Raw genomic sequence first — 22454 nt, 5'->3', positions numbered from 1 at the left:
TTCCTCAAACTTGACTACTCCGGTGTCTTGAGTCGCCGAGGGTACACCGGGCGGTCCGATGGCGGGCGGATGCTCGCCGTGATGTGGGTCACTACTGAAGGGCGGCAAGGGGGCGGTCAGGAGGGTCGTCTGGGAGGTGGCCAGGTCCGGTGTTGTCACCCGGGGTGGCGTCAGCCCCACCACGCCCCCGGGACAGACCCCCGCCCGTTCCGGGTGGTGGCCTCATGGCGGCAAAGGCCCTTCCATTTCTACGTTCTATGAGGTCAGCGCAGGTGACTGCGGTGGACCAGCGACCGGAGAACGACCATGCCCCAGGCCCTCGCGAACGCCGAGAGCGCGCCCTTGCTCACGTCACCGCACCCCACCGGAGCCCCCGTCCTCACCGGAACTCCCCCAGAGGCCCTTACGGGAACCCCCACCGGCAGGGGGAGCGAATTCGCGCCGCTCCTGAAGGCGGTGAAGGGGCAGGGACTGCTGGAACGGCGCACCGGCTGGTACGCGAGGGGCATCGCCGTCAACCTCGTCGCCCTTGCCGCCACCGTGGCCGCGATGGTCCTCACGGGCGACACCTGGTGGACCCTCCTGTACGCCGTGCCGCTCGCGGTCCTCTGGGCGCGGACCGCCTTCTTCGGCCACGACGCCGGCCATGCCCAGATAACCCGGGGCCGTCGCGCGGGCAGAATCCTCGGCCTGCTCCACAGCAATCTGCTGCTCGGCATGAGTTACGCCTGGTGGAACGACAAGCACAACCGTCACCACGCCAACCCCAACCACGTCGACAAGGACCCGGACGTCGGCGTCGGCGCGCTCGTCTGGACCGAGAAACAGGCCGAGCACCGCGAGGGTCTCGCACGCTGGCTGACCCGCAACCAAGCCCGGCTGTTCTTCCCCATGCTGCTGCTCGAAGGCATCGCCCTGAAGGTCTACGGATTCCAGGACCTGCGCAGGCAGCCCCGGCGGGAACGCGCGGTCGAGGGCACGCTCCTCCTGGTGCACCTGGGCTGCTACCTCGGCCTCCTGCTGAGCGTGCTCTCGCCGGGCAGGGCGCTGGTCTTCGCCCTGCTGCAGCATGCCCTCTTCGGGCTCCATCTGGGAATGACCTTCGCCCCCAATCACAAGGGCATGGAGATGCCCGACGCCGACGACGACGGCTGGGGACATCTGCGCCGCCAGGTCCTGACCTCGCGCAACGTACGCGGCGGGCCGCTCACCGACTGGTTCCTCGGCGGCCTCAACTACCAGATCGAGCACCACCTCTTCCCGAACCTGCCCCGTCCGCATCTGCGGCTCGTACAGCCGCTCGTCCGTGCCCACTGCCGAAGCCTCGGCATTCCGTACGCCGAGACCTCACTGATCGACTCCTATCGGCAGGCCCTGCGGCACATGCACGCCGTCGGAGCACCGCTGCGGCGAGGCGCTGCCGCGTAGACGCCGCGTACCTGGCGCATAGTGGAGGCAGACGGCAGGGGTACCGGAGAGGAAAGCCGGTGCCGGGCGGGAACCGGACGACGCGGTGGCGCGTTACCTGGGCAGAGAGCGGCGGCGGCAGCGGCCGCGAAGGAGGCGACGGACATGTCGAAGCGCGTGATGATCGCCGTCGGTGGAGTGGTGGTGGGACTCATCCTGATCCCACTGATCGGCTTCCTGCCGGCGCTGCTGGTGCTGATAGGGCTGCCCGTCCTGGGATACCTGATGCTGGACCGCAGCCAGCGACGCAGACTGCGGCACATCAGCCGCAAGGAGCTGCGCTGACGACGGCCGTGGCGCGCCGCGTATCTGATGCCACCCGGAATCGCCTGACCGGCACGCCCTGACCCAGCACGCCCTCGAAGGAGGTCAGGAAGGTCGTACGGCCATGGCGTCCAAGGCCTGGAGAAGCGCCGGCAATTTAGGGCCGCGCCCCACCGGCACCACCTCGCCCGGCTCGTCGTCCAGCAGCACGAAAGCGATGTCATCGGTCCTCGCGACGATCGACCAGCCAGGACCGTCCGCACGCAACATACGCGCGCCGTCCGGCGCGAAACTGGACCGGACGCGCCCAAGCGGGGGAGGGGAGTCGAGGTACTGCCGGACCTCGGAGAGAACGCGCTCCACGCGCGCGCTGAGGCGGCCGGCAGCGAGGGCGGAGTCAGGCTCGCGGGGGGAGTCACCCGTGGGCACGTCCGCCTCCGGTACCTCCGACGCCTCTACCGCCGCAGAGCCCTCGCCGCCCCCGGCCGCCCCGGCGCCCTGGTCACCCGCACCGCGTCCGTCCTCGTCCTGATCCTCACCATCGTCGGACATCTGTCCGCGCCACATCGCCCACTGGAGGGCGATCTGGTCCGCACCGAGGCGGCGTTGCGCCGAGCCCCACACGCTCGTGTCGGGCGGCGAAAGGGGAGGGCGCGCGGTGCCGTCGTCGTCCGGCTCCGGCTCCGGATCGTGCGGCGCCGCCACTCCGGGCGCGGCGACGGCCAGTTCCAGTGGCCAACCCGGCAGGGCGGCCACGACCGTACGCTCGTCCGGGGACAAGTCGTACTCCATCCCGCAGTCCCACGACGCGATCGCCACGGCGACCAACGAGACGTCGTCGACGATCACGGTCCAGCGGGCGCCGCTCCCGTCCTGCCCGAGGACCAGGCCGTAGCCACCCGGATACGGCTCAAGACCCAGGGCCGCGCACGCCTCCGGGAAGTCGTCACCGAGCACGCTGGGGAACTGCGCGGGCGTGAGCAACACCGCCGTGAGCACATACAGCGCGTCGTCATCGACCGCGTCGGCCGCGGCTGTGCCGGCCGTGGCCTCGTCCGTCCCGGTCACGGAACCCTCCCCTTCGGATCGCTCGTCGGCGCACCTTAACCAGTGGGTAACCCGATCGTCGAGGGTTTGCGGCAGCGGAAGGTGCGGACAGGACCGGAGAGGTGGTGGAGATCGCGGGGACGCCGCCGGCCCGGATCGCGCGGCCTAGGCTCCCGCCCGAGCCGGCCGGTACGTAATCAGGCGACCGGCAACCCCATGAGTGAACGCGCGACGGTCTGCGGTGACTCGTCCCGCTCCCGCGCGAGCGCGATGAGCGCCCGGCACGCCAGCTCCCGTACCCCGAAGGACATCGCCTCGGGCGACACCCAGCCGGTCGCCTCGTCCAACGTCTCCTGATCGTCGTCGGCGCAGGCGGCGACATATGTGGCGGCGGCCTCGAAGAGATTGTGCTGCCGCGCGGTCTCGCGCCGTTCCGGCTTCCGGAATCTGCCGAACATGCGAAACATCCGGACCGCCTTCCTCGCAGGTGCGCTCACCCGTCAGAAAACAAAGTGCCTTTCTCAAGCTAGAGTTGACGAGCCGGTGACAGATAGAGGTCGGAACGGGTCGATCGACGCGAAGAGTCGATCCGAAGTGCCGACGCGCACCGCCGACGCGTGCCGTGAACGGCTCGCATGCAAGGCAGACCGTGCGACCCCGACGCGCCGTTCGAGCCGTCGCTGGAGCCGCCGTTCACGGGTCGGTCACGGAAACCCGGCCGGACACCCCCTAGGCGCCATGTGCGGTAGTGGCGCCCCTCGTCCCAGGTGACCCGAGTGACCGAAGAGTGGTCCGCAGCCACTTCAGCTCCGCCGCGCTCGTGGCCCGGGCCACGACGAGGATGCCCTGCCGGAACGGATCGTCCAACTCCTCGGCCGTGAGTGGACGTTCACCGTCGTAGAAGAAGCTGGCGGGCTCCTCCAGGAAGCGCAGCCGCCGCCGCAGCACCTCGGCCTGTCGATCCGGCTCGGGCAGGTGCCGCAGAAACGCCAGCAAGGTGAACCACCGGTTCTCGTCCGTGATCTCCACCTGCTCGGGCTCCGCGAGCCGCCGCACCAGTTCCGCCCTGCCCTCGTCGGTGAGCGTGAGCATGTGGCGGGGCGCCGCCACCGCCCCCGGCTGCGTCTCCCGCGCGAGCAGCCCCGCCTTCTCCAGTCGCTTGATCGCCGGGTAGAGCGTGCTCTCGGCCACCGGGCGCACGTGTCCGGTCAGCGCGGTGATCCGTTTGCGCAGCTCGTAGCCGTGCAGCGGTGCTTCGTACAGAAATCCCAGGATCGCGAGCTCAAGCATGGCCCGCATTCTGCCCGATGTGCGTGGTACATCGTTACCGGGGTACATCCGTGTCGATGTATAGTCCCGCATCAAGCAGAGGCCGCAGAGGCGGTCGGCGCGGAGGCGCAGCAGAACGGGGGGATGGACCGTGCGACAGACGGCATTCGACGAGCAGGGCAGCCAGATCCGCTGGACCGAGTCGGAGGGACTGCGGACGGAGTCCCAGCTCGACGCCGACCGGCCGAACGCCGATGCAGGAGAGGGGGGTGGCGAGGGACTCGGCGGGCGAACGGGCCGGCCGCCCCTCGTGTATGTCCATGGGCTCGGCTCGGCCTCGACCGTCTACCACGCCCACATCGCCGCCGACCCGCGTCTTGCCGCGCGCAGGCAACTCTTCGTGGACCTTCCCGGTCACGGAATCAGCGACCGTCCGTCCGGTTTCGGCTACACCTTGGAGGACCACGCGGACGCACTCGCCGCCGCTCTCGACGCGGCGGGCGCCGTCGGCGCCGACATCGCGGGCCACAGCATGGGCGGCGCCGTGGCCATCGTGCTCGCCGCCCGCCGCCCCGACCTGGTGTCACGGCTGGTGCTCACGGAGGCCAACCTCGACCCGAACCCGGCCCCGACGGCCGGAAGCAGCGGCATCGCGTCCTATACCGAGGACGACTTCGTTCATGGCGGCGGCTTCGCGGCCGTCCTCGAACGCGTCGGCCCGCTGTGGGCGGCGACGATGCGCCTCGCCGATCCCCGCGCCCTCCACCGCACCGCTCTCGGCCTGGTGCGAGGCACCGACCCCACCATGCGCCACCTCCTGTTGGGCCTGCCGATCGACCGCACCTATCTGGTGGGCGACGTCGACAACGACCTCGCCGGCCGTGCGGAACTGGCGGCCTCGGGCGTCCGTATAGAGGTGGTACCGAACGCAGGCCACAACATCATGTTCGACAACCCCCAGGCTTTCGTCAGGGCGGTGGCAGGTGAGGGTGCGAGGGTTGCCACGGCGGTGTCGGGGCGGCCACACCGATCCTGACCGGACGTGCACGCAAGCCGGGGCCGACCTCCTGGCTACTCCTCCCGCACCGCCACCGCCAGGAACCGCGCGTCCTCGTCCACGTACGACACCATCCGCCAGCCCGACCCCGCGAGCAGCGGCCGCAACCGCGGCTCCGCCCGAAGGTCGTCCGCAGTGATCTGCCGTCCCTGGCGGGCGGCGAGAGCCGCACGGCCGATCGGGTGGAAGAGCGCCAGCTTGCCCCCGGGGCGCACCACCCGCGCCAGCTCGCGGAGGTTCGCCTCCGGGTCCGGCAGATGTGAGATCAAGCCCGCGCCGAACACCGCGTCCAGGGCGCCGGTCCGCAGCGGCAGCCTGGCCACGTCGCCGAGCAGCAGCGCACCGGCACGGTTTCGCCCTGCCCGTACCGCGGTCTCCAGCATCTCCGGCGTCAGGTCGAGGCCGAGCACCGTGCCGCCCGGCCCCACCGCGTCCCGAAGCGGCGGCAGCGCGCGGCCCGTCCCGCACCCGGCATCGAGCACGGCCGCCCCGGTGGGCAGCCCCAGCTCCGCGACCGCCGCCGCGTAGGCCGGACCGTCGTCCGGGAAGCGACTGTCCCAGTCAGCGGCTCGGGGGCCGAAGAATTCCTGAACGTGCGTCTGGTCATGGGCCATCTGTCCATGATCCCGCACAGGCCGTCGGTCCGGTGCTCGCTCCACGCGCGCGACGCGCACGCCCGCGACGCGCACGGCCCGCGACGACGACCGTGCTGTGCGCGCCCGGCACCTCCGGCAATGTGCTCCCACCCGGGGCCTCTCCTGCCCGGGTTCTCCGCCGCGCCGGGCGGGCGTTGCCGTTACCGTCGGGAACCCCTGCTTGCCCCCGTGCGAACCATGCGTAAGGCTTGCCGCAGACCTGGGGGAAAACGGGGAACACATGAGCGGGATGAGGCTGTCATGGCACTGAACAAGGAACTCGACTGGCTGCTCGACGACCTGACCAAGCGCGTCGAGCACGTGCGGCACGCCATCGTCCTGTCCAACGACGGTCTGGTCACCGGAGCGAGTGCCGATCTGCCCCGCGAGGACGCGGAGCACCTGGCCGCGGTCTCCTCCGGCCTGCACAGCCTGGCCAAGGGGTCCGGCCGTCATTTCCGGGCAGGCAGGGTGCGGCAGACGATGGTCGAGTACGACGAGGCGGTCCTCTTCGTCACGGCGGCGGGTGACGGGAGTTGTCTGTGCGTGCTCGGTACCGCGGAAGCCGACATCGGCCAGATCGCGTACGAGATGACGCTGCTGGTCAACCGTGTCGGCGAGCACCTCGGTGTGGCGGCGCGCCGTCCCGGCCCTCCGGTATCTGGCATCTGACCAGCGGCTTTACGGCGGGCTGAGGTCCCGCTGGGAGGGTTATCCACAGGCCCAGCGGGATGTCTGCGCGGAGGGTTACGGTCGTCACCGAGAGTATTCGCAGACTCACGGGGGAGGACCTCATGACCACCACGACCACGGCCGAAGTGAGCGGAAAGACAGTCGCCTTGGGGCGGGCCGCCCAGGAACTACAGCTGAAGCGGGGCGAATTCGAGCTCGCTGTCCAGCTCGGCCATGTCCGTACCGTACGGGAGGGCCTGGGCACCCGTCCGCGGGTCGCGCAGGAGGAGGTCGAGCGGATCCGCTCGACCGAGGGTTTCCCGGAAGCCCTGCGCGAGCGGGTACGGGTGGTGGGCACGGCCGAGGCGTCGCAACTGCTGGGCGTTCCCGCCCACCGTTTCACCCGGCTCGCCCGCGGCGGTCACTTCACACCGGTCAAGTGCTATCTCAACCGCTACAGGGCCGTCGTCTGGCTGTACGTCGCGGAGGAGGTGACCGACCTGGCCCTTCGGCACCCCGAGTTGATCAACGATCGGCAGTTGCCGAAGGAGACGCTGGTCCGGCTGGGCGCGGGCGAGGACCGGCGACCGCGCAACTGGCGGGGCCGCCGCGCCGCCATGCTGCTGCGACAGACCGATGACCCGTGGGAGCGTGCCGCGGGAATCGCGTCCGCGCTCGATCCCGCCCATGTGGTGGAGGTGGTCCCGGACCCGCATGAGCGCGCCTACCTGATGCACCTCCGGCCCGAATCGGTTCGGGTCGGCCCGGACTCGCCCGCCGCCCGGGAGATCATCGAGAGGCTGCAACGCGCCCAGGACCTCGACGAGGTGCTGTGGTACCGCATGGATCTCACCCAGCATCTGAGCGTCGCCCGGTCGTTCCGCCCGGCGCCGCGCCCGGAGGGCACGCGCCCCGGATTCGACGGGCCTTGCGCCGCGCGGCCGGTTCCGATCCCCGCGGCCGCTTCGGCTCCCGTACTGGTGGAGCCCAAGGTGAGCGCACTCGGGCAGAGCGGTTTCGTGCAAGGCCGGCCGGACAGGAGGCGGCTTCAGCCCGTGGGGGCGGAGCGGGGGGAGTCCGGGGAGCATCGCGTAGAGGCCGGCGAACATGGGGAGTACGGAGGACCCCGGGTGGGCCACGGAAGGCTCAGGCGCGGCCTGGCGCGTCTGCGGCGGCCCAGGTCTGCCGCCCGTTCGACGACCACCGCGCCCTGACCCCGGCGGCAGCGATGCTGAAATCAGGGCTCGTCAAGTGGGCCACGGCTGTGGCCCGTTCAGTGCCGCACCGCACGTCGAGCGGTGGCCGAAGGCCGCCCCCGCCGCCCGTGGCCGCGCTTGCGTCGGCGGTCCCGCTGCGGCCACAGCAGGACGTACGCCGTGGAGACCACGACAAAGGCGAGGCGTATCAGTCCCCGTGCCGAGTCGTCCGGGACGACGAAGACGCTTCCGTACAGGGCGATCAGCGCGAGCCAGCTCCACCACGGCACCAGCCGGCGCTGGCCGATCACATCCCACAGAAGGGTGCCCAGCAGGACGGACGCCGTGTAGTACGTGTAGACGCTCGGGTCGAGGACGATGCGGGCGTTGGCGCCCAGCAGCACCACCGCCGTCCAGCGCTGGCGCCAGACGGCGATGCCTCCGAGCAGCAGACTCAGCGCGGCCTGGGCCGGCCGGTCCCAACCGGGGGTCTCGGCGTCGCCCACGCCCAGCCAGCGCAGCGCCGAGGCGGGTTGGTTGGGTATCGCGAACCCGGTGGCGGCGAAGCTGTCCGCGTTGCCGAGGAAGAAGGGCAGCCACGCCAGGGCGACGAGCCCCGCGCACCACAGCCCGGCACGCGGCCACGACTGCCGGGGCAGTGCGAAGAGCAGCATGGCGAAACCCAGCGCGGTCGGCTTGGAGTCCATGGCCAGCGCCAGCCAGATGCCTGTCCCGGACGCGTTGCCACGGGTGACCGCGCGGACGGCGAGGGTCGTGAAGAACAGCGCCAGCACGTCGTCGAGGTGGCCGAACCGGACCGAGACCTCGATCCACATGGGGATGAAGGCCAGCCCCGCGATGAGGACACGGCGGCGCAGGCGCTGGTGGTTCGTGCCCGTGCCGAGGAAGTGCCAGGCGGCGCTGCGGCCGACCAGCACCACGATGACCAGCCCGAGAACCGACATCAGCGCGGCGGCGAGGAACTGCCCGGTCGAGTCGGGAAACGGGTTGAAGAGACCGGCGACCAGAAAGCTGACCGGCCCCATCTGGAGCTCGGGGTGGTGGGCGTAGAGGTTGAGTCCGCCGGTGCCGTCGCCGGACGGTCCCTGGTAGATCAGCTCACCGCCGGTGCGCAGGTAGTGCCAGGAGAAACCGCCATTCGGCTCCACCACGGCGAACCACACGGCGGTCCACGCGGTGAGCAGCACGAGGTGCATCCGCTGACTGATGGCCGGCACGTTCGTTCAGCTCCTGTTTCCCCGCCGGGTACGTCGACAGCTCGCAGGGGCCTGCGGAGCCCGGCAGGGAAGACGGGAGTGCGGTGCGGCTCGTTCATCGGGGGAGGCATGTGTGCTTCCCCCCACACCCGAAGGGTGACGAATGGGTCAACCCACGCTGATCATCTTGGCGACGCTCGGTACGCCGTCCGCGTTGAGGGCGAACAGCAGGTACGTGCCGGGGAGCGCGATACCGGGATCGCTCGGGATGGAGAGTTGGTAGGAGCCTTCGCCGACCTGGCGGAACGTCAGGGGCACCCGGCGCTGGTCGTTGTCGGTGGAGTGGGTCGCGGCCCCGGAGCGGACCAGCGCGAAGGCGCTGACGGGCGAGCCGGTGGAGACGGGCAGCGTCGAGCCGAGTGCCACATGGGCCGGCGGAGTGCTGGTGATCACGGGCCGGGTCCGTTCGGTGCCGTCCGGGTTCAGCAGATAGGGCGGGGTGAAGATCGAGCCGTTGAGGTGGTTGGTCGCGCAGTCGCCGCACAGTCCGCCGCCGCCCGAGAAGACGCGCCCGTCGGGCAGCAGATTCGCGGTGCTGTGGTAGGTCCGGGGCACCGCCATGGTGGCGAGCGGTGTGAAGCGGCCGGTCGCCGGATCCCAGATCTCCGGGGTCATGACCGAGGTCGCGTCGCTGAACGGGACCGGGGTCTCCTGCCCTCCGAAGACGGCGACCTTTCCGTCCGGCAGCACCACGCTGTTGCTGAACGCCCGGGCGGCGGCCATGTCCCCGGTGCGGGTGGCGATGGGTCGGCCGCCGCCGTTGAGGTCGACGGTGTAGGCCCGGCGCGTGGCGGGGGTGTTCTGGTAGGCGGGCGCGCCGCCCAGGGTGAGCAGCTTGCCGATGTCGTACGAGACGGCGTTGCCGTTCATCGCGTCCGGGCTGTCGGCCCTGGTTCCGGCGGGGGTGATCGTGCCGTCGCCGTCGGTCGTGATCCAGTTCATCTGCTTGCTGGGGCCGAGCTGGAGGACGCGGCCCCGGGAGGTGGCGTGCAGCCACATGTGGTTGTCGGCCCGGTAGGGACCGGCGGGGTCGGCCGTCATCGCGCCCGCGGCCGGCACTCCCGGCAGCTTGCGCCAGGTGTGGGTGGCGGCGGACCACACCTCACCGTTCTTGGGGCCGTCGCCGCCGCTCCACGACCCGCCGAGGACGAACGCGTCACCGTTGGAGAGCAGCGTCATCGCCTGGTAGCCGCGGGTGATGTTCATATCGGCCGTCGAGGACCAGGAGTCCGTGGCGGGGTCGTAGATGCTCGCCCGGGACGCGTTGCTGCCGCCCGTGACCAACACCCGTCCGTCGGCCAGCAGGGCTATGCCGGGACAGAACATGTCATGGCCGGTGTTGTCGACGCGGCGCTGGGTCACGTGGCCGGTGGTGAGGTCCATGATGGCCGTCTGGGTGTAGCCGTTGCTGCCGCCGAACCGGTCGACGGCATACGCCGACCAGGCCAGGAGCTTGTTGCCCGGCAGGACGGCCGTGGCGACCGGCACCAGGGGGAAACCGGTGACAGGACCCCAGGAGCCTCCCACCGAGGGGTCGCTCGGACCGCTGAGCCGGATCTCGGCCGCGGAGCTCCAGGTCCCCCGCTGTCCCGCCTCGCTGAGAGCGATGAGGCGTACGTAGCGGGCGGAGACGGCGTGGGTGAAGGGAACGGTCTTCGTGGTCGCGTCGTCCTTGAAGTGGCCGCTCGCGACCGGTGCGCCGAACGAGATCCCGTCGAGGCTGGTGGAGACCGTATAGGTCCCGATGCGGCCGTTCGCGTTGGTCTGTCGCGGCTGGTAGGTGAGCGCGGAGACCGTGGTGGTGCGGTGCATGTCGATGACGAGGGCGTGCGGGAACCGTGTGGGCTTCGGCGACCACCTGCTGTGCCAGAAGGTGGCCGGATCGCCGTCCAGGACGTTCGCGGCGCGGTCGTTCTCCTTGGCCGTCTCCTCATCGGTCGCGGAGGCCGTCCAGCCGTCGACCGGCAGGAAGGCGGTGGAGGGCGCCGGGAGGCCGGGGGCACCCAAGAGGCCGACGTCAGCTCCCGACGCCGGCGGGGTGGGCGCGGAGCGGGTGGAGGTGCGTTCCGTCCCGGCGGCCCAGCCACGGCGACCGCCGGCCGTGGTCGTGGCCGAGAGCCGCAGGTAACGGGTGTTCTGTGCGGCGAAGTCGAGGGTCTTGGTGGTGAGGTCGTCGGCCAGGGTGCCGGTGGCCACGGGCCGGGTCCAGCGCCGCCCGTCCGTACTGAGACGGATGGCGTACTCGGTGACACGGCTGCCGTCGACGGCCTTGCGCGGTCGGTAGACGAGCGCGGAGACGACGTCCGTCCGGTGCATGTCGATGGTGAGGGAGGTGCCGCTGGTCGTGATCGACCAGCCGGACTCGTCCAGGGCGGGCGCGGTGGACCGCATGGCCTCGGCGGGGACCACTCCGTGGTGGGGAGAGGTCGGGGACGCGTTGGGGTCGATCACCGGGGGCGCGGGGCGATGGCCGGCGGCGGCGTCGCTCGGCACCAGCGGCACCAGCGCGGCGGTCGTCGTGACGGCCGCGATGAGGACGAGGGCACGCGGTCTGAGGCGGGTGAGACGGAACGATGTACGCGAGAACCTGGATGTCATGACGAGCCCCCCGGCTGAGATGTGGCGGCAATGCTCCGGCTGAAGCTAGGTCATGTGGGTGCCGTGTCAAGGTCAGATGCCGGAATCGCGCCGTACTCGGGCAGGTCCTGGCGTGGAAACGGCGGATGATCCGCCCTTGACCGCGGGTGGTCCAGGCCAAGAGCCCCCCATGTGTACGTACACCGCATGTTTCTTCGCACCGTTTCTCCGTGCATTGCGGATCCACGCATCGGTACTGCGCGCCCTGGGGCAGCGGGGTCCACCTGGCTTCCGGTCGGCAGTGGCTCGGGGGAGGGGGCCACTGCCGACCGGGCGTTCTCACAGTGGGGGCGGCGGAGCCCCGGCCGGGCACCGGGGAACCCGCATCCGCCTCGGGAGGTGTCAGCCGGCGGCCTCGTAGGCAGCCATACCCGCTCGGCGGCCCGCCAGGGTGAGCAGGGCGACACCGGTCAGGGTGCCGATGACGAGTACGGCCGCCCCGGTCCACGCGGCGTAGCCCACCGCGTCCGTGAAGGCCACGGCCGGGCTCTTGACGCCCGCGGTCAGGCGGTACGTGAAGCGGGAGGTCATCAGGGTGCCCAGGATGCTGGTGCCCAGGACCGCGCCGACCTGGCGGGCGGCGTTGACCGTACCGCTGGCCTCGCCCTCGCGGCCGCGCGGCACATGGCTGACGCCGAGGGCGGTGGAGGGCGCGTTGGCGAGCCCGCAGCCCAGGCCGAAGACGACGAGTGCGGGGGCGTACGCGGTGAAGGTGTCGCCGGGCTCGACGGTGGCGAACAGCGCCGCGCCCGACGCGGCCAGGAGGAGCCCCGCGATGATCAGCGGCCGGGGGCCCCACTTGCGTACGAGGACCCCTGCCGCGACCGACGCGGCGATGAAGGTGACGAACTCCGCCAGGAGTTGGACACCCACCTCCAGGGCGCTCAGACCGCGCACCCGTTGGAGCCACAGGACCTGAAGAAGGGAGACACCGACGAAGCCGAAGAGGACGGTGGCCGCCAGCAGCAGGGAGGCGCTGTAGGACGGATCGCGCATCAGACGCAGGTCGAGCATGGGGGACTCGCGGCGCAGCTCGACGGCGACGAAGAGGCCGAGGAGCAGAAGGGCTCCGGCGAGTGAGGCGAGGGAGCGGGCGGCGGTGTAGCCGTGGTGGCCGCCGTCGATCAACCAGTAGATGAACAGGACGAGTCCGGCCGTACCGAGTATCTGTCCGGCCCAGTCGGGTCGGCCGCCCGGGACGCGCGACTCCTCCACCCGGGCCAGCGCCACGAGGGCGGCCACGGCGCCGAGAGCCACGTTCAGCCAGAAGGCGGCGTGCCAGGTCCACCACCGCAGGGCGAGTCCGGCGGTGACGGGGCCGATGGCCAGGCCGAGCCCTGAGGTCGCGGCCCAGGCGGAGATGGCTCCGGCGCGGCGGCGCGGGTCGGGGAAGGCGTGGCTGACCAGCGCCAGCGAGCTCGGGGTGATGAGCGCGCCGCCGAGGCCCGCGAGGGCCTGGCCGATTAGAACCGTCTGGAGGGTGGAGGCGAGGACGAGGACCAGTCCTCCCGCGCCCATGGCCACGGCCCCGGCGAGGAAGACTCTCCGGCGGCCCCATCGGTCCGAGAGGGCGCCGGCGCCGAGGACGAAGGAGGCGACGACGAGGGTGTACATGCTGGGTACCCAGACCAGGTCGGCCGGGGCGACGTGGAGGTCGTCCTGGACGGCGCTGAGGGTGCCGATGGTCTGGGTGGTCTGGAGGAAGACGGTGAACAGGCCGAGGCAGGCGGCTACGAGGACGGCCGTGGGGCTGCCCTTGGTGCGGAGGTCAGCGCGTGGCACGGGACACCTCCGTGACTCCCGAGGCTCCCGAAGTCCCCGAGAGGGCGGCCTTGACCTGGCGGGTGAGCGCGTCGGCGAGTACTTCCTCGCGGCCCGCCTCGACCGCGTCGAGTACCTGGTGGGCGACGTCGACGGGGCTCGTCTTCGGCTGGTCGACGCCGGCTGCCATGTCGGTGTCGATGAAGGCCGCGTGGACGGCGACGGTCAACGTGCCCTGCGGCCGCAGCTCTTCGCGTATCGCGTTCGTCATCGACAGGGCGGCCGCTTTGGAGACACCGTACGAACCGACCTGCGGGAGGGTGTGCCAGGACAGTACGGAGAGCATGTTGACCACGGCGCCGCCACCGTTCCGGGCGAGCACGGGCGCGAAGGCGCGGCACATCGCCAGAGTGCCGAAGAGATTGGTCTCCAGCTCCGCCCTCGCCCCTTCGAGTGAGTCCGTACCGATCAGGGAACTGCCGCGCAGAATCCCCGCGTTGTTGAGGAGAAGGGAGGTGTCGGAGCAGAGTTCGGCGGCCGCGGCGACCTGGGCGGGGTCGGTGATGTCGAGCGCGACCGGGGTGAGTCCCGGGTCGGTCACCGTGCGCGGATCGCGTGCCGCCGCGTAGACGGTTTTCGCGCCCCGTTGCAGCAGGGCGAGGGCGAAGGCGCGCCCCAACCCTCGGTTGGCGCCGGTCACGAGCGCCGTGGTGTTCCGCATGCGCGTCTTCTTTCGGGATGTGGAAGCAGGCCCGAAGGCGAGTGAGTAGGAAAACTGGACTCACTCTAGCGGAGTGGGTTGGATATTCAAATGGATGGAGGTGTGGAGGCGTGGATCAGGTGTCGGTGAAGTCCAGGGGCGGAACAGCGAGGTGTGACCGGGGGGTGCGGGGCAGGGTGTTGCGGCGGCGCGCGGAAGGAGCCGTCAAAGGGCCGCTTCGACCTCCAGGTAGCGGTGGCGGCGCGCTCCCCGATATTCCAGCGCCTCCCAGCCGCATGCCCGCAGTGCGTCCGCACATCGGCGCAGCGCCTCCGCTTCCTCCTGGGCGGCGCCGCTCCCGGGCGGGCCCAGCCACTCCACGCGGACGGCGCCGGGCTGTTCGGCAGGACAGACGCGGTAACCCGTCGCGGTCCGCCGTCCGGTCCCGTCCACGGCTGACGGAGGGATGCCCGCGGCCTCCAGGGTCAGGGAGATGGCGCGCCCCAACTGTGTCCGCTCCCAGGCGGCGGGTACGGAGAGCGGCTCCGCGTGCCCGGTGTTCATCAGGCGCCGGATCTGCCGCAGTCCCTCGAAGGCGACCCGCACCGCGGCTTCCCGCTGGGCCGGCGGCTCCGCCGGTGCCGGTCCGTCGCCGGTGGCTGCCTCGAACGTGGCCGCAGGGGCTCGTTCGCCGCGCTCTCGGGGAGACGTCATCGTGAACCCTTCTCCAGCTGTCGGGAACGGCAAGGGGTGCCGAACCGGTGGGCGGCCAGGCTGTCAGGCGCTCAGGACGCGGGCAAGCGGGGGCATTCGTTCGCTGCTGTCGGCCTGGCTCGGCTTCCGGCACCGCTCCTCTTCGGCGTTGCCGGCGTGCAGGCGCGGGTCGGTCGCCATAAGGGTGTGCGTCCTCGTCCGGCAGGCGTGTCTCGCCTTCGTCGTGGGGGCGATCGCGGGACGGATGGGGGAGCGCGGCCGTGGCGCCCTAGCCGGTGCCCTGTGTCGTGCTTTTGAGGTGCTCGATGCCGATCTTGTCGGTGGTGTCGGCGTCGCCGTCCAGTCGGTGGACGAGGACCCAGGCGCCGTTGGGCAGCGCGCCCGCGAAGACCGAGGCGTCCTTGGTCGCGCCGTTGTGCCACACGAGGCGGCCGGCCCGTTGCCAGGACGGGGCGGGCTCGCCCAGCCGGTGGTCGACGAGCAGCGAGGTGAGCAGCTCGGAGGCCGCGACCGGGGTGGCCCACAGGCCCCCGGCTGGGAGGATCGCGCCGGTCATGGTCTACGGTCGGAGGGGACGGCCGAGGAGCCCCCGGGCGACCAGGCGTCGCTCCGGCGGCGGGGCGGAGGTTACCTGCGTGATGTCGAGGGGGCTCAGCACGAACTCGGTCAGCAGGTGTTCGTACGGGGCGCCGCCCGCGGCGGCGAGGGCCGAACCGAGCACCGCGTAGCCGAAGTTGGAGTACTCCTCCCGCTCGCCCGGGGCCCCGGTCACCAGGGTGTCCAGGCGCCGGACCAGCGCGTCGAGGGCCGCGGCGTCGAACGGGACATACGGATCGCGGCGATCGAGGCCCGGAGGCAGCCGGGGAAGGCCGGAGGTGTGGGTGGCCAGATGTCGCAGGGTGATGCCGGTGCCCGCCGGGACGGGCAGGAAGCGTTCGAGGGGATCGTCGAGTTCGAGCGCACCCGCGGCGGCGAGGCGGACCAGGAGCGTGCCGGTGAGAGGCTTGGTCAACGAGCCGATCTGGACGCACAGTTCGGGGTCGTGGCCGTGCTCGACCCGTGGCGGGGCGGAGCTGCTGAGGACGCACAGGGGTACGGGACGCATCATTCCATGATCCCCGATGCCGAAGTCCCGGCATGTGGCGGGGCCGCCGCGACGGAAGCGAGACGGCCCCGCGTGCTGCGACCCGGGTCAGCCCCGAGGCAGCGTCATGCCCTGGACCTGGGGGAGCGCGGTCCAGTCGTTGGAGGCGATGGTCGCGTGGGACTTGGCGAGCAGCGCTATGCGGGCCTGGGCGTCGGCCGCGGGAGGGTTCTTGGCGTCCAGAGCCGGGGCGACGCCGTGGGAGTCGGTCATCACCAGCAGATAGTGGCGGGCGTCGTACCAGCCGGTGTCGATGGTGCCGTTGAGGTACGTGGCGGCGTCACCGTCGAACAGGACGAACCACGGGCGCAGCGAGGTGTCCGCGTAACGGGTGCGCGGGTCACCGGACTGGGCGCCGTGGACCGTGGGGAAGATCTGCGCCTGCCCGGTGCGTCCGGCGGCGTGCAGATCGCGCAGATACGTCGCGTACTCCTTGTCCGTCCACAGGGTGTCGGTCGGATTGCCCTCCTCGACCGTGCCGGGGATGATCTCCAAGATGACCTTTCCGGCGAGTTGCGCGCGGGTGGGCCAGTTCCCGGCCGTGGCCGCCTCGTCGAGGGTGGCGTACTGGCCACCGCCCGGCTTGGCCAGCAGGTCGGCCGGGCGGAAGACCGCCGACCCGAGGTGAGCGCTGATCGCCTGGTCCAACTGGGCCGGGCCGAGGCCGAAGCGGGACTGGAACCCGGCCTTCATCTCCAGCTTGATCATGAGAGGCCCGCGTCCCGGGTGGGCCGCGAGCCAGACCCGTACGTTGTCCAGGCAGCTCTCCAGGTTCTTGTTGGCGCTCCCGGAGTAGAGCTGTGCGGGCGTGCTCGCGTTGACGCAGTTGTTGCTGTTGCCCAGCGGGTTGGAGTGGCTGACCTTCCACTCCTTGGTGATGAAGTCGTCCCACACGTCGAGCTCGATCATGGAGGTGCCGGTGTCGAGTGCCTGTGCCAGATACCGGAAGGACGCCGGGTCATAGATGTTGTGCAGGCCCGAGGACGTGGCGCCGGACAGCGGCAGGCTGTCGGGTCCGGCGGCGGAGGCGTCGGCGCCGCCGCCCGCGCCGAGGAGCGCCAGGCCGAGACCGACGGCGGCGGTCGCGGCCAGGGCGGTGCGCAGGCGGGTGGTACGGCGTCCGGGCAGCGGTTCTGACACGGGGACCTCCAGTGGGGGCGGCTGTTCGTCGGACGGTGACAGCAGAGTGTGAATCGACAGAGTCATGACAAGCAACACGCGCTGCATTCCCGCCGTCGCCGAGCTGTCGTCGAGCTGTTCGCCGGTCCGTCATCGGCTGCGAGTCTTCGAACGGCACGCCGTGGATGGAGGGTTGGCCGGCGCACTGCCCCACCGCTGCTCCGGCCGGCACAGCAGGATGTGGTCCGTCCCGGGCGCCGCCGGCCTCGGCGTGCCGTGCCGCCGCGGTCGGCGCGCCCGGGGCGGGTGCTGATCACCCGAGGGGGATCACCCGGTGATCGAGAAGACGACCCGTATGCCGGTGGTGGAGTTGATGCGCTCGTTGATCCCCCAGATCCGCCCGGTGTCCGGCGAGTAGCCGAGGTTCTGGGTCAGGACCGGGGAGGTGGTGTACACGTGCGGGGCGTCGTTGGGCAGGGCCCGGTGGATGCACGAGTAGTCGATGGCGTCACCGGAGCCGCCGCCGGTGCCCGTGGGGCAGGTGCCGCTCATGTACCAGTACTGGCCGTTCGTCGTGGCCCCCTGCATCGCCCAGACCGGCGACGAGTAGCCGACGGTGGCGTGGCTGACGCCGTGGCCCGACGGGTCGGTGGTGGAGGGGAGCGCGGTGAGGTAGTTCAGCGGCCAGCGCACGACCCGGCCGCCCGCTCCGCCGGACTTGTACTCGGCGGAGACCAGGCCGTCCTGGCCGGTGCGGTCCAGACTCAGCGAGTTCAGACAGGGGGTGGTGCCGGCGGCCACGGCACACGCGGTGTTGTCGTCGGCGGTGGTGCGGTAGCGGCCGACCATGGGCAGCGCGTAGTTGCTCCAGCGCGCCGAGGACGTCGTGCCGGTGATGCCGACCGACTCCTGGCTGGAGTTGACCTTCCAGATGTGCTGGAGGTCGTACACCTGGAGCCAGCGGCCGTTGGCGACGAAGACCTTGTTGCCGTACCAGACCACACCGTCGGCGTGGGTGCCCTGTACGGCCCGGAAGTTGCCGTCGCCGCCCGCGCGGGTGCCGGTGGGCTCGACGAGCAGCAGATGGTTGTACGTGATCGTGCTGTTGTCGGCGTTGACCAGACTGACCCGGGCGAACTCGTTCGGTACCGGGTTCGCCCCGCCGAGACCCCGGCTGAAGTGCCAGGAGGCCAGGAAGGCCTTGTGGCCGTCCCACAGACCGCCGGGCTGGGCGTCGTACGAGCCGGTCAGGCCCTGCGGCGTCCAGCCGCCCGCGTCGGTGTAGGAGTTGGACGTGTCGTCCGCCTTGTCCCAGCAGAAGCCGGTCGGGCCGAGGCTCGAAGCAAGGCCCGTGCTGTGGCACAGGCCGTTGGTGCCGGTGCGGCCGCCCGAGGTGAGCACGCTCGTGGCGTTGGTCCGGGCGACCGCTCCCTTGGCCTCCACCGCCTTGATCGCCTCGTCGTAGACGTCGAAGGTGTTCTGGCGCTGCCCGCCGAAGTCCGCCTGCGGGTCGAGGGTGAACTGGCTGACGACGGCGCTGTCGAGCGCGCCGAACGGGGTGGCCGCCCGGGCGGGACCGGCCGTCGCCAGGGATGCGGCGACGGCGGCGAAGCCGGCGGCCAGGGCGGTGAGCCCGGTCTTCCATGATCTGGTCATGACCAGGAAGAGTAGGTGTCAGAGCGGCGGGCGCACATCCCGGGCCGGGGACGTGAAGTGATATATCGGGCCTTGTTCGGCGTGCGGGAAGGTCAGCAGGGTGATCTCCACGGTGCGGTGGTGCTGGTCGCGCACCTCGCGGTGGATCTCCAGCTGCGGAACGCCGTCGGAGCGGTCGTCGCCGGGGGCCATGGTGAGCTGCTCGTTGTGCTCCAGGCTGAGGCCGGCGTCCGCGGCCCACGCGTAGAGGCGGCGCAGATCGCTGTGGGTGTGGTGGGACAGCGTCCGCTCGTAGCGCGCGAGGAGCGGGATCTGGGCGATCAGGCTGGGGGAGAGGTAGCTGACCGCGTGCTGGATCTCCCGGTCGCCGGCCGAGGCCGTGTAGTAGTGGACGAGGGTGCGGACGCCGGGCCGCAGGCCCAGCTGCGCCGCGTACGGGGCGGGCGGGGCCTCCCAGACCAGCCGGGTCGCGGCGGCGATGCCCGCCCGGGGGCTGAGCGCGCCCAGCGGGAACTGCGCCTCCGGGGGCGCCTGGAGCAGCCGCGCGTGCGCCTCCCCGGGGCGGTCGCCACGGACGAAGGAGCCGCGCTTCTCGGTGCTGATGAGCCCCTCCTGGCGCAGGACGTCCAGGGCCTGGCGGATCGTCTGGCGGTTGCTGCCGTAGTGCTCGGCGAGGATCCGCTCGGCGGGCAGCCGGTGTCCGGGTGTCGAAGTGCCGGACTCGATCGTGGACTTGAGGTCGTGGGCGATCTCCAGATAGCGGGGGACGGGGGGCAGGGAATGACCATGTGTGCCGGGCATGTGTCTCCCTAGATCGATCACTGCGGGTGTCTGAGTGGTTCTGTGGAGCGACTGCCTTTGTATCATTGGTCTAGACCGCCAGGGTGAACCGCAGGCGGACATTGGCGAGATTGCCACATACGGGAGAGGCGGCGCGCGGGTCAGGAGGGCAGGAATGGCCGGAGCGCGTCGGTCGCGCCCGGGAACCCTCGCAGGTCCGCCTCCGTCGCGAACTCGTGGTCCGCGTAGTCGAAGCCGGGCGTGACCACCTCGGCCACCAGGCCGTGTTCGGCGCCGTCGACCAGGCGGGACGCCTTCCAGTGGCCGCCGGGGACGAGCAGGAACCGCGAGTCGTCGGTGCCGAGGCGGACGCGGCCGAGGGTGCCGTCCGGGGCGAGCGTGGCGTATTCGAGCGGTCCGCCGTCCAGGAGGAAGTGCAGGATGTCGCTCCGGTTGCGGTGCAGACGGCCGAGCGGCTGGTCCCGGGTGAGCAGATAGTGGATGGACGTGGCGGCCGGTCTGGGGCCCCGGGGGAGCGGCAGGGTGTGCGCGCTGGTGTAGATGCGGCGGAAGTATCCGCCCTCCGCGTGGGGTTCGAGCCCGAGCTCGGCAACCCAGTCCCGCATGGCATGCCCTTCCGTCGCCGTCGCCCCCCGGGGCCCCATAGTGGCAGGCGCGCTCCGGGCTCAGGGACCCGAGGCGTACGTATCGGTCTGGAGGTCCTCCACCAGCGCGAACAGCCGGGCCTCGTTGCCCGCGAGGCCCGCCGCCCGCAGGGACTCCTCGGCCTCCGCCATCGGCCCGGCGAGCAGCGCCAGGGCGCGCGGCGCCGTCGCCGGGTCCGCGAGCACGGCCTGCGCGGTCTGCAGCAGCCGGACGTACGCCTTGGCGGCCGTGCGCTCCGGTTCGGTCATCTCGGCTTCTCCCTCGTGTCCGTCGGTAAAGGTGTCGGACCGTCAAGCATCTCTCGCGGCACTGACAATGGGCGGCGCGCGGCTCGCGGACGCGTCCCTGGGGCCGGGAGCGGGCGGTCTCCGTGGCCCCGGGGCGGTGACGTGTCCGTCTCGGCCGGCGGCTACGGCGGCACCGACCTCGGCCGGACCTGCTCCGACACGTCCAGCACCGCAGTTCCTCCGCACGGGTGTGTCCGGCGCGCCCCCTTGACCGGGGGCGCGCCTACACGTTTTCGGGGGCCGATGGGGGCAGTTGAGTCACTTCTGGCGCGCGGCGCGTAGGTGAGGTGGTGGAATCCGTCACTAACACCACGGTCCATTTCGTCATAGAGGACATAGAGCCGACGCTGGTGCCCGTCCCGAGGGGGGAGACATGGAAGAGATCTGCGTACCGCTGTATGTGGAGCTGCTGCACGAGGGGGGTGATGCCATGACGCCGGTGGAAGCCGTGATGACCTATGACTCCGACGATCCGCTCGCGGTGTCCGTGGACTTCGTCTGCGGCAACGGCACCCACACCACCTGGACGATGGGCCGGGACCTGGTGGCCGAGGGGCTGACCTCCCGCCGCCCGGTCGGGATGGGGGACGTCCGCGTCTGGTACTGCGGCGACGGGGGGTTACGGATCAGGCTGGATTCGGACGAAGGCAGCGCCGATCTGCTGGCCGGCCTCGAGGACGTCGCGGAGTTCCTTTCCCGTACGTACCAACTCGTTCCGGAAGGAAGCGAGCTGGACGGCTACGACGTGGACGCGGTCCTGGACCTGCTGCTGGCGTCGACCCCCGCACCGGCCCCGGCCTGCCGCTGGTGCGGCCGGGAGTGTCCGTGTCTGGATCACGGCCCGCAGTAGGTCCGACGGGGGGAACGGATTCCTGAGAGCCCGCCGCCCGCCCCGGCGCTTCCGGAGCGGGCGCGGCTCGAAAGCGTTCCACGTCAACACGCCTGGCTACAGCGGCTATTGACAGTTCTGTCAATGACATGAACATTACTAGTCGCTCACCGGGTTCCGCCGCGGCGCACCACCCCGCTCCACCCCGCGCCGCCGCCGGACCCGTGCTCCCACCCCCCACCGTCGTACCCCATGACGTCCGGACCCCGCGTCCGGTCTGGAGGAGCCACGTGAACACAGCCACGCGCACCCGGGCGCGAACCGCCAGGTCCGCCAGATCCACCGGATCCGCGAGAACCGCCCTCGCGGCCGCCCTGCTCGTCGCCGCCGCGGCGCTGGGAACCGTGCAGAGCACGGGGACCGCCGCCGCCCGTCCCACCGAACGCCCCGGCACCGCGCCCTCGCCCGACGCCCCGCACCGCGGCGCCGTCGCCGGGGCCCGCACCCCCGGCCACGACGCGGGCCGCGACCGGGCGGTGGCGGCGCTCAAGGACGGCCGCGCCGCACGTCCCGCCGCCCTCACCCACAACTGGTGGGGGATCTTCCCGCAGCCCGGCACCCACGACGGCATCACCGCCACCCACAGCCTCGACCCCGCCTACCACGTGAGCGACGCCGACAACTTCACCTACGCGCCCACCACCAAGGCGCAGAACTCCTGCATCGAAGTGGTCACCGCGTACTGGAACAGCGGCAACGAGCTGTGGGCGTGGGACTGGTGCTCGCGGAACGGCGGACCCGCCAAGATCGTGCCGCTGGACGCCGACTTCCGCGCGAAGTACACCACCGCCGTCGACGGCCGCCCGGCCTTCAGTATCCAGCTCGTCAAGGACACCGGCTCGGGCAACCGCTGGTCCTCGTACCTGTACAACCACCGCAGCGCGCAGTGGGAGCTGCTCTACCGCCAGTCCGGCACCGACCAGAGCGACCTGGACTACGGCTGGGACATCTTCGAGATCTACGCGAGCGTCAACCCGGCCACCGGTGTGGGCTACTACTGCACCGAGGCCAGGAACACCGTCTTCGACAGCAGCGCCATCCAGCTGCGCAAGGCGGGCGTGTGGAAGCCCGCGCGCCCGGCCGACTCCCCGTGGACCGAGGCCAATCCCTCCGGGCGGGACTTCCTCTGCCCGCCGCTGAAGTTCCTCCAGGCGGGCGCCAACGACCACTGGACCGTACGGCAGTGACCGCGCCCTGAACCCACAGCCGGCGCCCGG

Annotated in this window: 23 protein-coding genes; 7 read left to right on the top strand and 16 right to left on the bottom strand. The window is 71.2% G+C overall.

Translation table 11 applies throughout. The annotated features are described in order from the left end of the window. The first annotated feature begins 306 nt into the window (after nucleotides 1-306). Both ABZ404_RS23730 and ABZ404_RS23725 read left to right on the top strand, forming a co-directional pair. Nucleotides 307-1428, top strand: coding sequence for an acyl-CoA desaturase (locus tag ABZ404_RS23730; protein ID WP_358832884.1), 1122 nt, complete (start codon nucleotides 307-309; stop codon nucleotides 1426-1428). A gap of 144 nt (nucleotides 1429-1572) precedes the next feature. After that, nucleotides 1573-1752 (top strand): hypothetical protein, encoded by a 180-nt coding sequence (locus ABZ404_RS23725; RefSeq protein WP_358832885.1) that lies wholly within the window; start codon nucleotides 1573-1575, stop codon nucleotides 1750-1752. 84 nt (nucleotides 1753-1836) lie between these two features. On the opposite strand, the gene ABZ404_RS23720 is transcribed toward ABZ404_RS23725, so the two are convergent. The 3 genes from ABZ404_RS23720 to ABZ404_RS23710 form a co-directional block, all read right to left on the bottom strand. Continuing rightward, on the bottom strand, nucleotides 1837-2799 hold the full coding sequence (locus ABZ404_RS23720) for a hypothetical protein (protein WP_358832886.1): 963 nt from the start codon (nucleotides 2797-2799) through the stop codon (nucleotides 1837-1839). 176 nt (nucleotides 2800-2975) lie between these two features. After that, nucleotides 2976-3236, bottom strand: a complete 261-nt coding sequence (locus ABZ404_RS23715) for a hypothetical protein (RefSeq protein WP_358832887.1) — start codon at nucleotides 3234-3236, stop codon at nucleotides 2976-2978. Between the two features lie 271 nt (nucleotides 3237-3507). Beyond that, a complete protein-coding gene (locus tag ABZ404_RS23710; protein WP_358832888.1) occupies nucleotides 3508-4068 on the bottom strand; it encodes a PadR family transcriptional regulator in 561 nt (186 codons plus the stop codon). Nucleotides 4069-4198: 130 nt separating this feature from the next. Here ABZ404_RS23710 and ABZ404_RS23705 point away from each other — a divergent pair, with 130 nt between their 5' ends. After that, nucleotides 4199-5083: an alpha/beta hydrolase gene (locus ABZ404_RS23705; RefSeq protein ID WP_358832889.1), complete on the top strand. Its 885-nt coding sequence runs from the start codon at nucleotides 4199-4201 to the stop codon at nucleotides 5081-5083. Between the two features lie 35 nt (nucleotides 5084-5118). On the opposite strand, the gene ABZ404_RS23700 is transcribed toward ABZ404_RS23705, so the two are convergent. Continuing rightward, entirely contained in the window at nucleotides 5119-5718 is a 600-nt protein-coding gene (locus ABZ404_RS23700; RefSeq protein ID WP_358832890.1) for a class I SAM-dependent methyltransferase, read from the bottom strand. Between the two features lie 282 nt (nucleotides 5719-6000). Here ABZ404_RS23700 and ABZ404_RS23695 point away from each other — a divergent pair, with 282 nt between their 5' ends. Together ABZ404_RS23695 and ABZ404_RS23690 are read left to right on the top strand one after the other, a co-directional pair. After that, entirely contained in the window at nucleotides 6001-6411 is a 411-nt protein-coding gene (locus tag ABZ404_RS23695) for a roadblock/LC7 domain-containing protein (RefSeq protein WP_358832891.1), read from the top strand. Between the two features lie 122 nt (nucleotides 6412-6533). Continuing rightward, the gene (locus ABZ404_RS23690; RefSeq protein WP_358832892.1) at nucleotides 6534-7625 is read left to right on the top strand and encodes a DUF6397 family protein; all 1092 of its coding nucleotides are present in this window, start codon (nucleotides 6534-6536) and stop codon (nucleotides 7623-7625) included. A 59-nt stretch (nucleotides 7626-7684) separates the two neighbouring features. Here the strand turns inward: ABZ404_RS23690 and ABZ404_RS23685 are convergent, their stop codons facing one another. The 12 genes from ABZ404_RS23685 to ABZ404_RS23630 all read right to left on the bottom strand — a co-directional run bounded on the left by ABZ404_RS23685 (nucleotide 7685) and on the right by ABZ404_RS23630 (nucleotide 20309). Beyond that, nucleotides 7685-8824, bottom strand: a complete 1140-nt coding sequence (locus ABZ404_RS23685; protein ID WP_358832909.1) for a hypothetical protein — start codon at nucleotides 8822-8824, stop codon at nucleotides 7685-7687. Between the two features lie 168 nt (nucleotides 8825-8992). Continuing rightward, nucleotides 8993-11482 (bottom strand): discoidin domain-containing protein, encoded by a 2490-nt coding sequence (locus tag ABZ404_RS23680; protein WP_358832893.1) that lies wholly within the window; start codon nucleotides 11480-11482, stop codon nucleotides 8993-8995. Between the two features lie 381 nt (nucleotides 11483-11863). Continuing rightward, entirely contained in the window at nucleotides 11864-13303 is a 1440-nt protein-coding gene (locus ABZ404_RS23675) for an MFS transporter (RefSeq protein ID WP_358832894.1), read from the bottom strand. Further along, nucleotides 13290-14003 (bottom strand): SDR family oxidoreductase, encoded by a 714-nt coding sequence (locus ABZ404_RS23670; RefSeq protein WP_358832895.1) that lies wholly within the window; start codon nucleotides 14001-14003, stop codon nucleotides 13290-13292. Before ABZ404_RS23670 ends, ABZ404_RS23675 begins: the two co-directional genes overlap by 14 nt. A gap of 204 nt (nucleotides 14004-14207) precedes the next feature. Beyond that, nucleotides 14208-14696 (bottom strand): hypothetical protein, encoded by a 489-nt coding sequence (locus ABZ404_RS23665; RefSeq protein ID WP_358832896.1) that lies wholly within the window; start codon nucleotides 14694-14696, stop codon nucleotides 14208-14210. Nucleotides 14697-14964: 268 nt separating this feature from the next. Next, nucleotides 14965-15252: a hypothetical protein gene (locus ABZ404_RS23660; RefSeq protein WP_358832897.1), complete on the bottom strand. Its 288-nt coding sequence runs from the start codon at nucleotides 15250-15252 to the stop codon at nucleotides 14965-14967. Nucleotides 15253-15255: 3 nt separating this feature from the next. Then, entirely contained in the window at nucleotides 15256-15804 is a 549-nt protein-coding gene (locus ABZ404_RS23655; protein WP_358832898.1) for a serine hydrolase domain-containing protein, read from the bottom strand. 84 nt (nucleotides 15805-15888) lie between these two features. Then, complete coding sequence (locus ABZ404_RS23650) at nucleotides 15889-16980, bottom strand: phosphatidylinositol-specific phospholipase C domain-containing protein (RefSeq protein WP_358832899.1); 1092 nt, start codon at nucleotides 16978-16980, stop codon at nucleotides 15889-15891. A gap of 306 nt (nucleotides 16981-17286) precedes the next feature. After that, nucleotides 17287-18615: a hypothetical protein gene (locus tag ABZ404_RS23645; protein ID WP_358832900.1), complete on the bottom strand. Its 1329-nt coding sequence runs from the start codon at nucleotides 18613-18615 to the stop codon at nucleotides 17287-17289. 18 nt (nucleotides 18616-18633) lie between these two features. Further along, nucleotides 18634-19416 carry a GntR family transcriptional regulator gene (locus ABZ404_RS23640; RefSeq protein WP_358832901.1) on the bottom strand — a complete coding sequence of 261 codons (783 nt, stop codon included), beginning with the start codon at nucleotides 19414-19416 and terminating at the stop codon, nucleotides 18634-18636. 140 nt (nucleotides 19417-19556) lie between these two features. After that, nucleotides 19557-20021 carry a cupin domain-containing protein gene (locus ABZ404_RS23635; RefSeq protein WP_358832902.1) on the bottom strand — a complete coding sequence of 155 codons (465 nt, stop codon included), beginning with the start codon at nucleotides 20019-20021 and terminating at the stop codon, nucleotides 19557-19559. A gap of 60 nt (nucleotides 20022-20081) precedes the next feature. Continuing rightward, nucleotides 20082-20309 (bottom strand): hypothetical protein, encoded by a 228-nt coding sequence (locus tag ABZ404_RS23630; RefSeq protein WP_358832903.1) that lies wholly within the window; start codon nucleotides 20307-20309, stop codon nucleotides 20082-20084. 412 nt (nucleotides 20310-20721) lie between these two features. On the opposite strand from ABZ404_RS23630, the gene ABZ404_RS23625 reads away from it, so the two are divergent. Both ABZ404_RS23625 and ABZ404_RS23620 read left to right on the top strand, forming a co-directional pair. Further along, nucleotides 20722-21198, top strand: a complete 477-nt coding sequence (locus ABZ404_RS23625) for an SsgA family sporulation/cell division regulator (RefSeq protein WP_358832904.1) — start codon at nucleotides 20722-20724, stop codon at nucleotides 21196-21198. A 269-nt stretch (nucleotides 21199-21467) separates the two neighbouring features. Beyond that, entirely contained in the window at nucleotides 21468-22424 is a 957-nt protein-coding gene (locus ABZ404_RS23620; RefSeq protein ID WP_358832905.1) for a carbohydrate-binding protein, read from the top strand. Nucleotides 22425-22454 lie beyond the last annotated feature (30 nt).

Source organism: Streptomyces sp. NPDC005878, from assembly GCF_040629815.1.
Classification (GTDB): domain Bacteria; phylum Actinomycetota; class Actinomycetes; order Streptomycetales; family Streptomycetaceae; genus Streptomyces.
The sequence above is the reverse complement of the archived record's forward strand: the minus strand, read 5'-3'. Positions and strand labels throughout refer to the sequence as shown.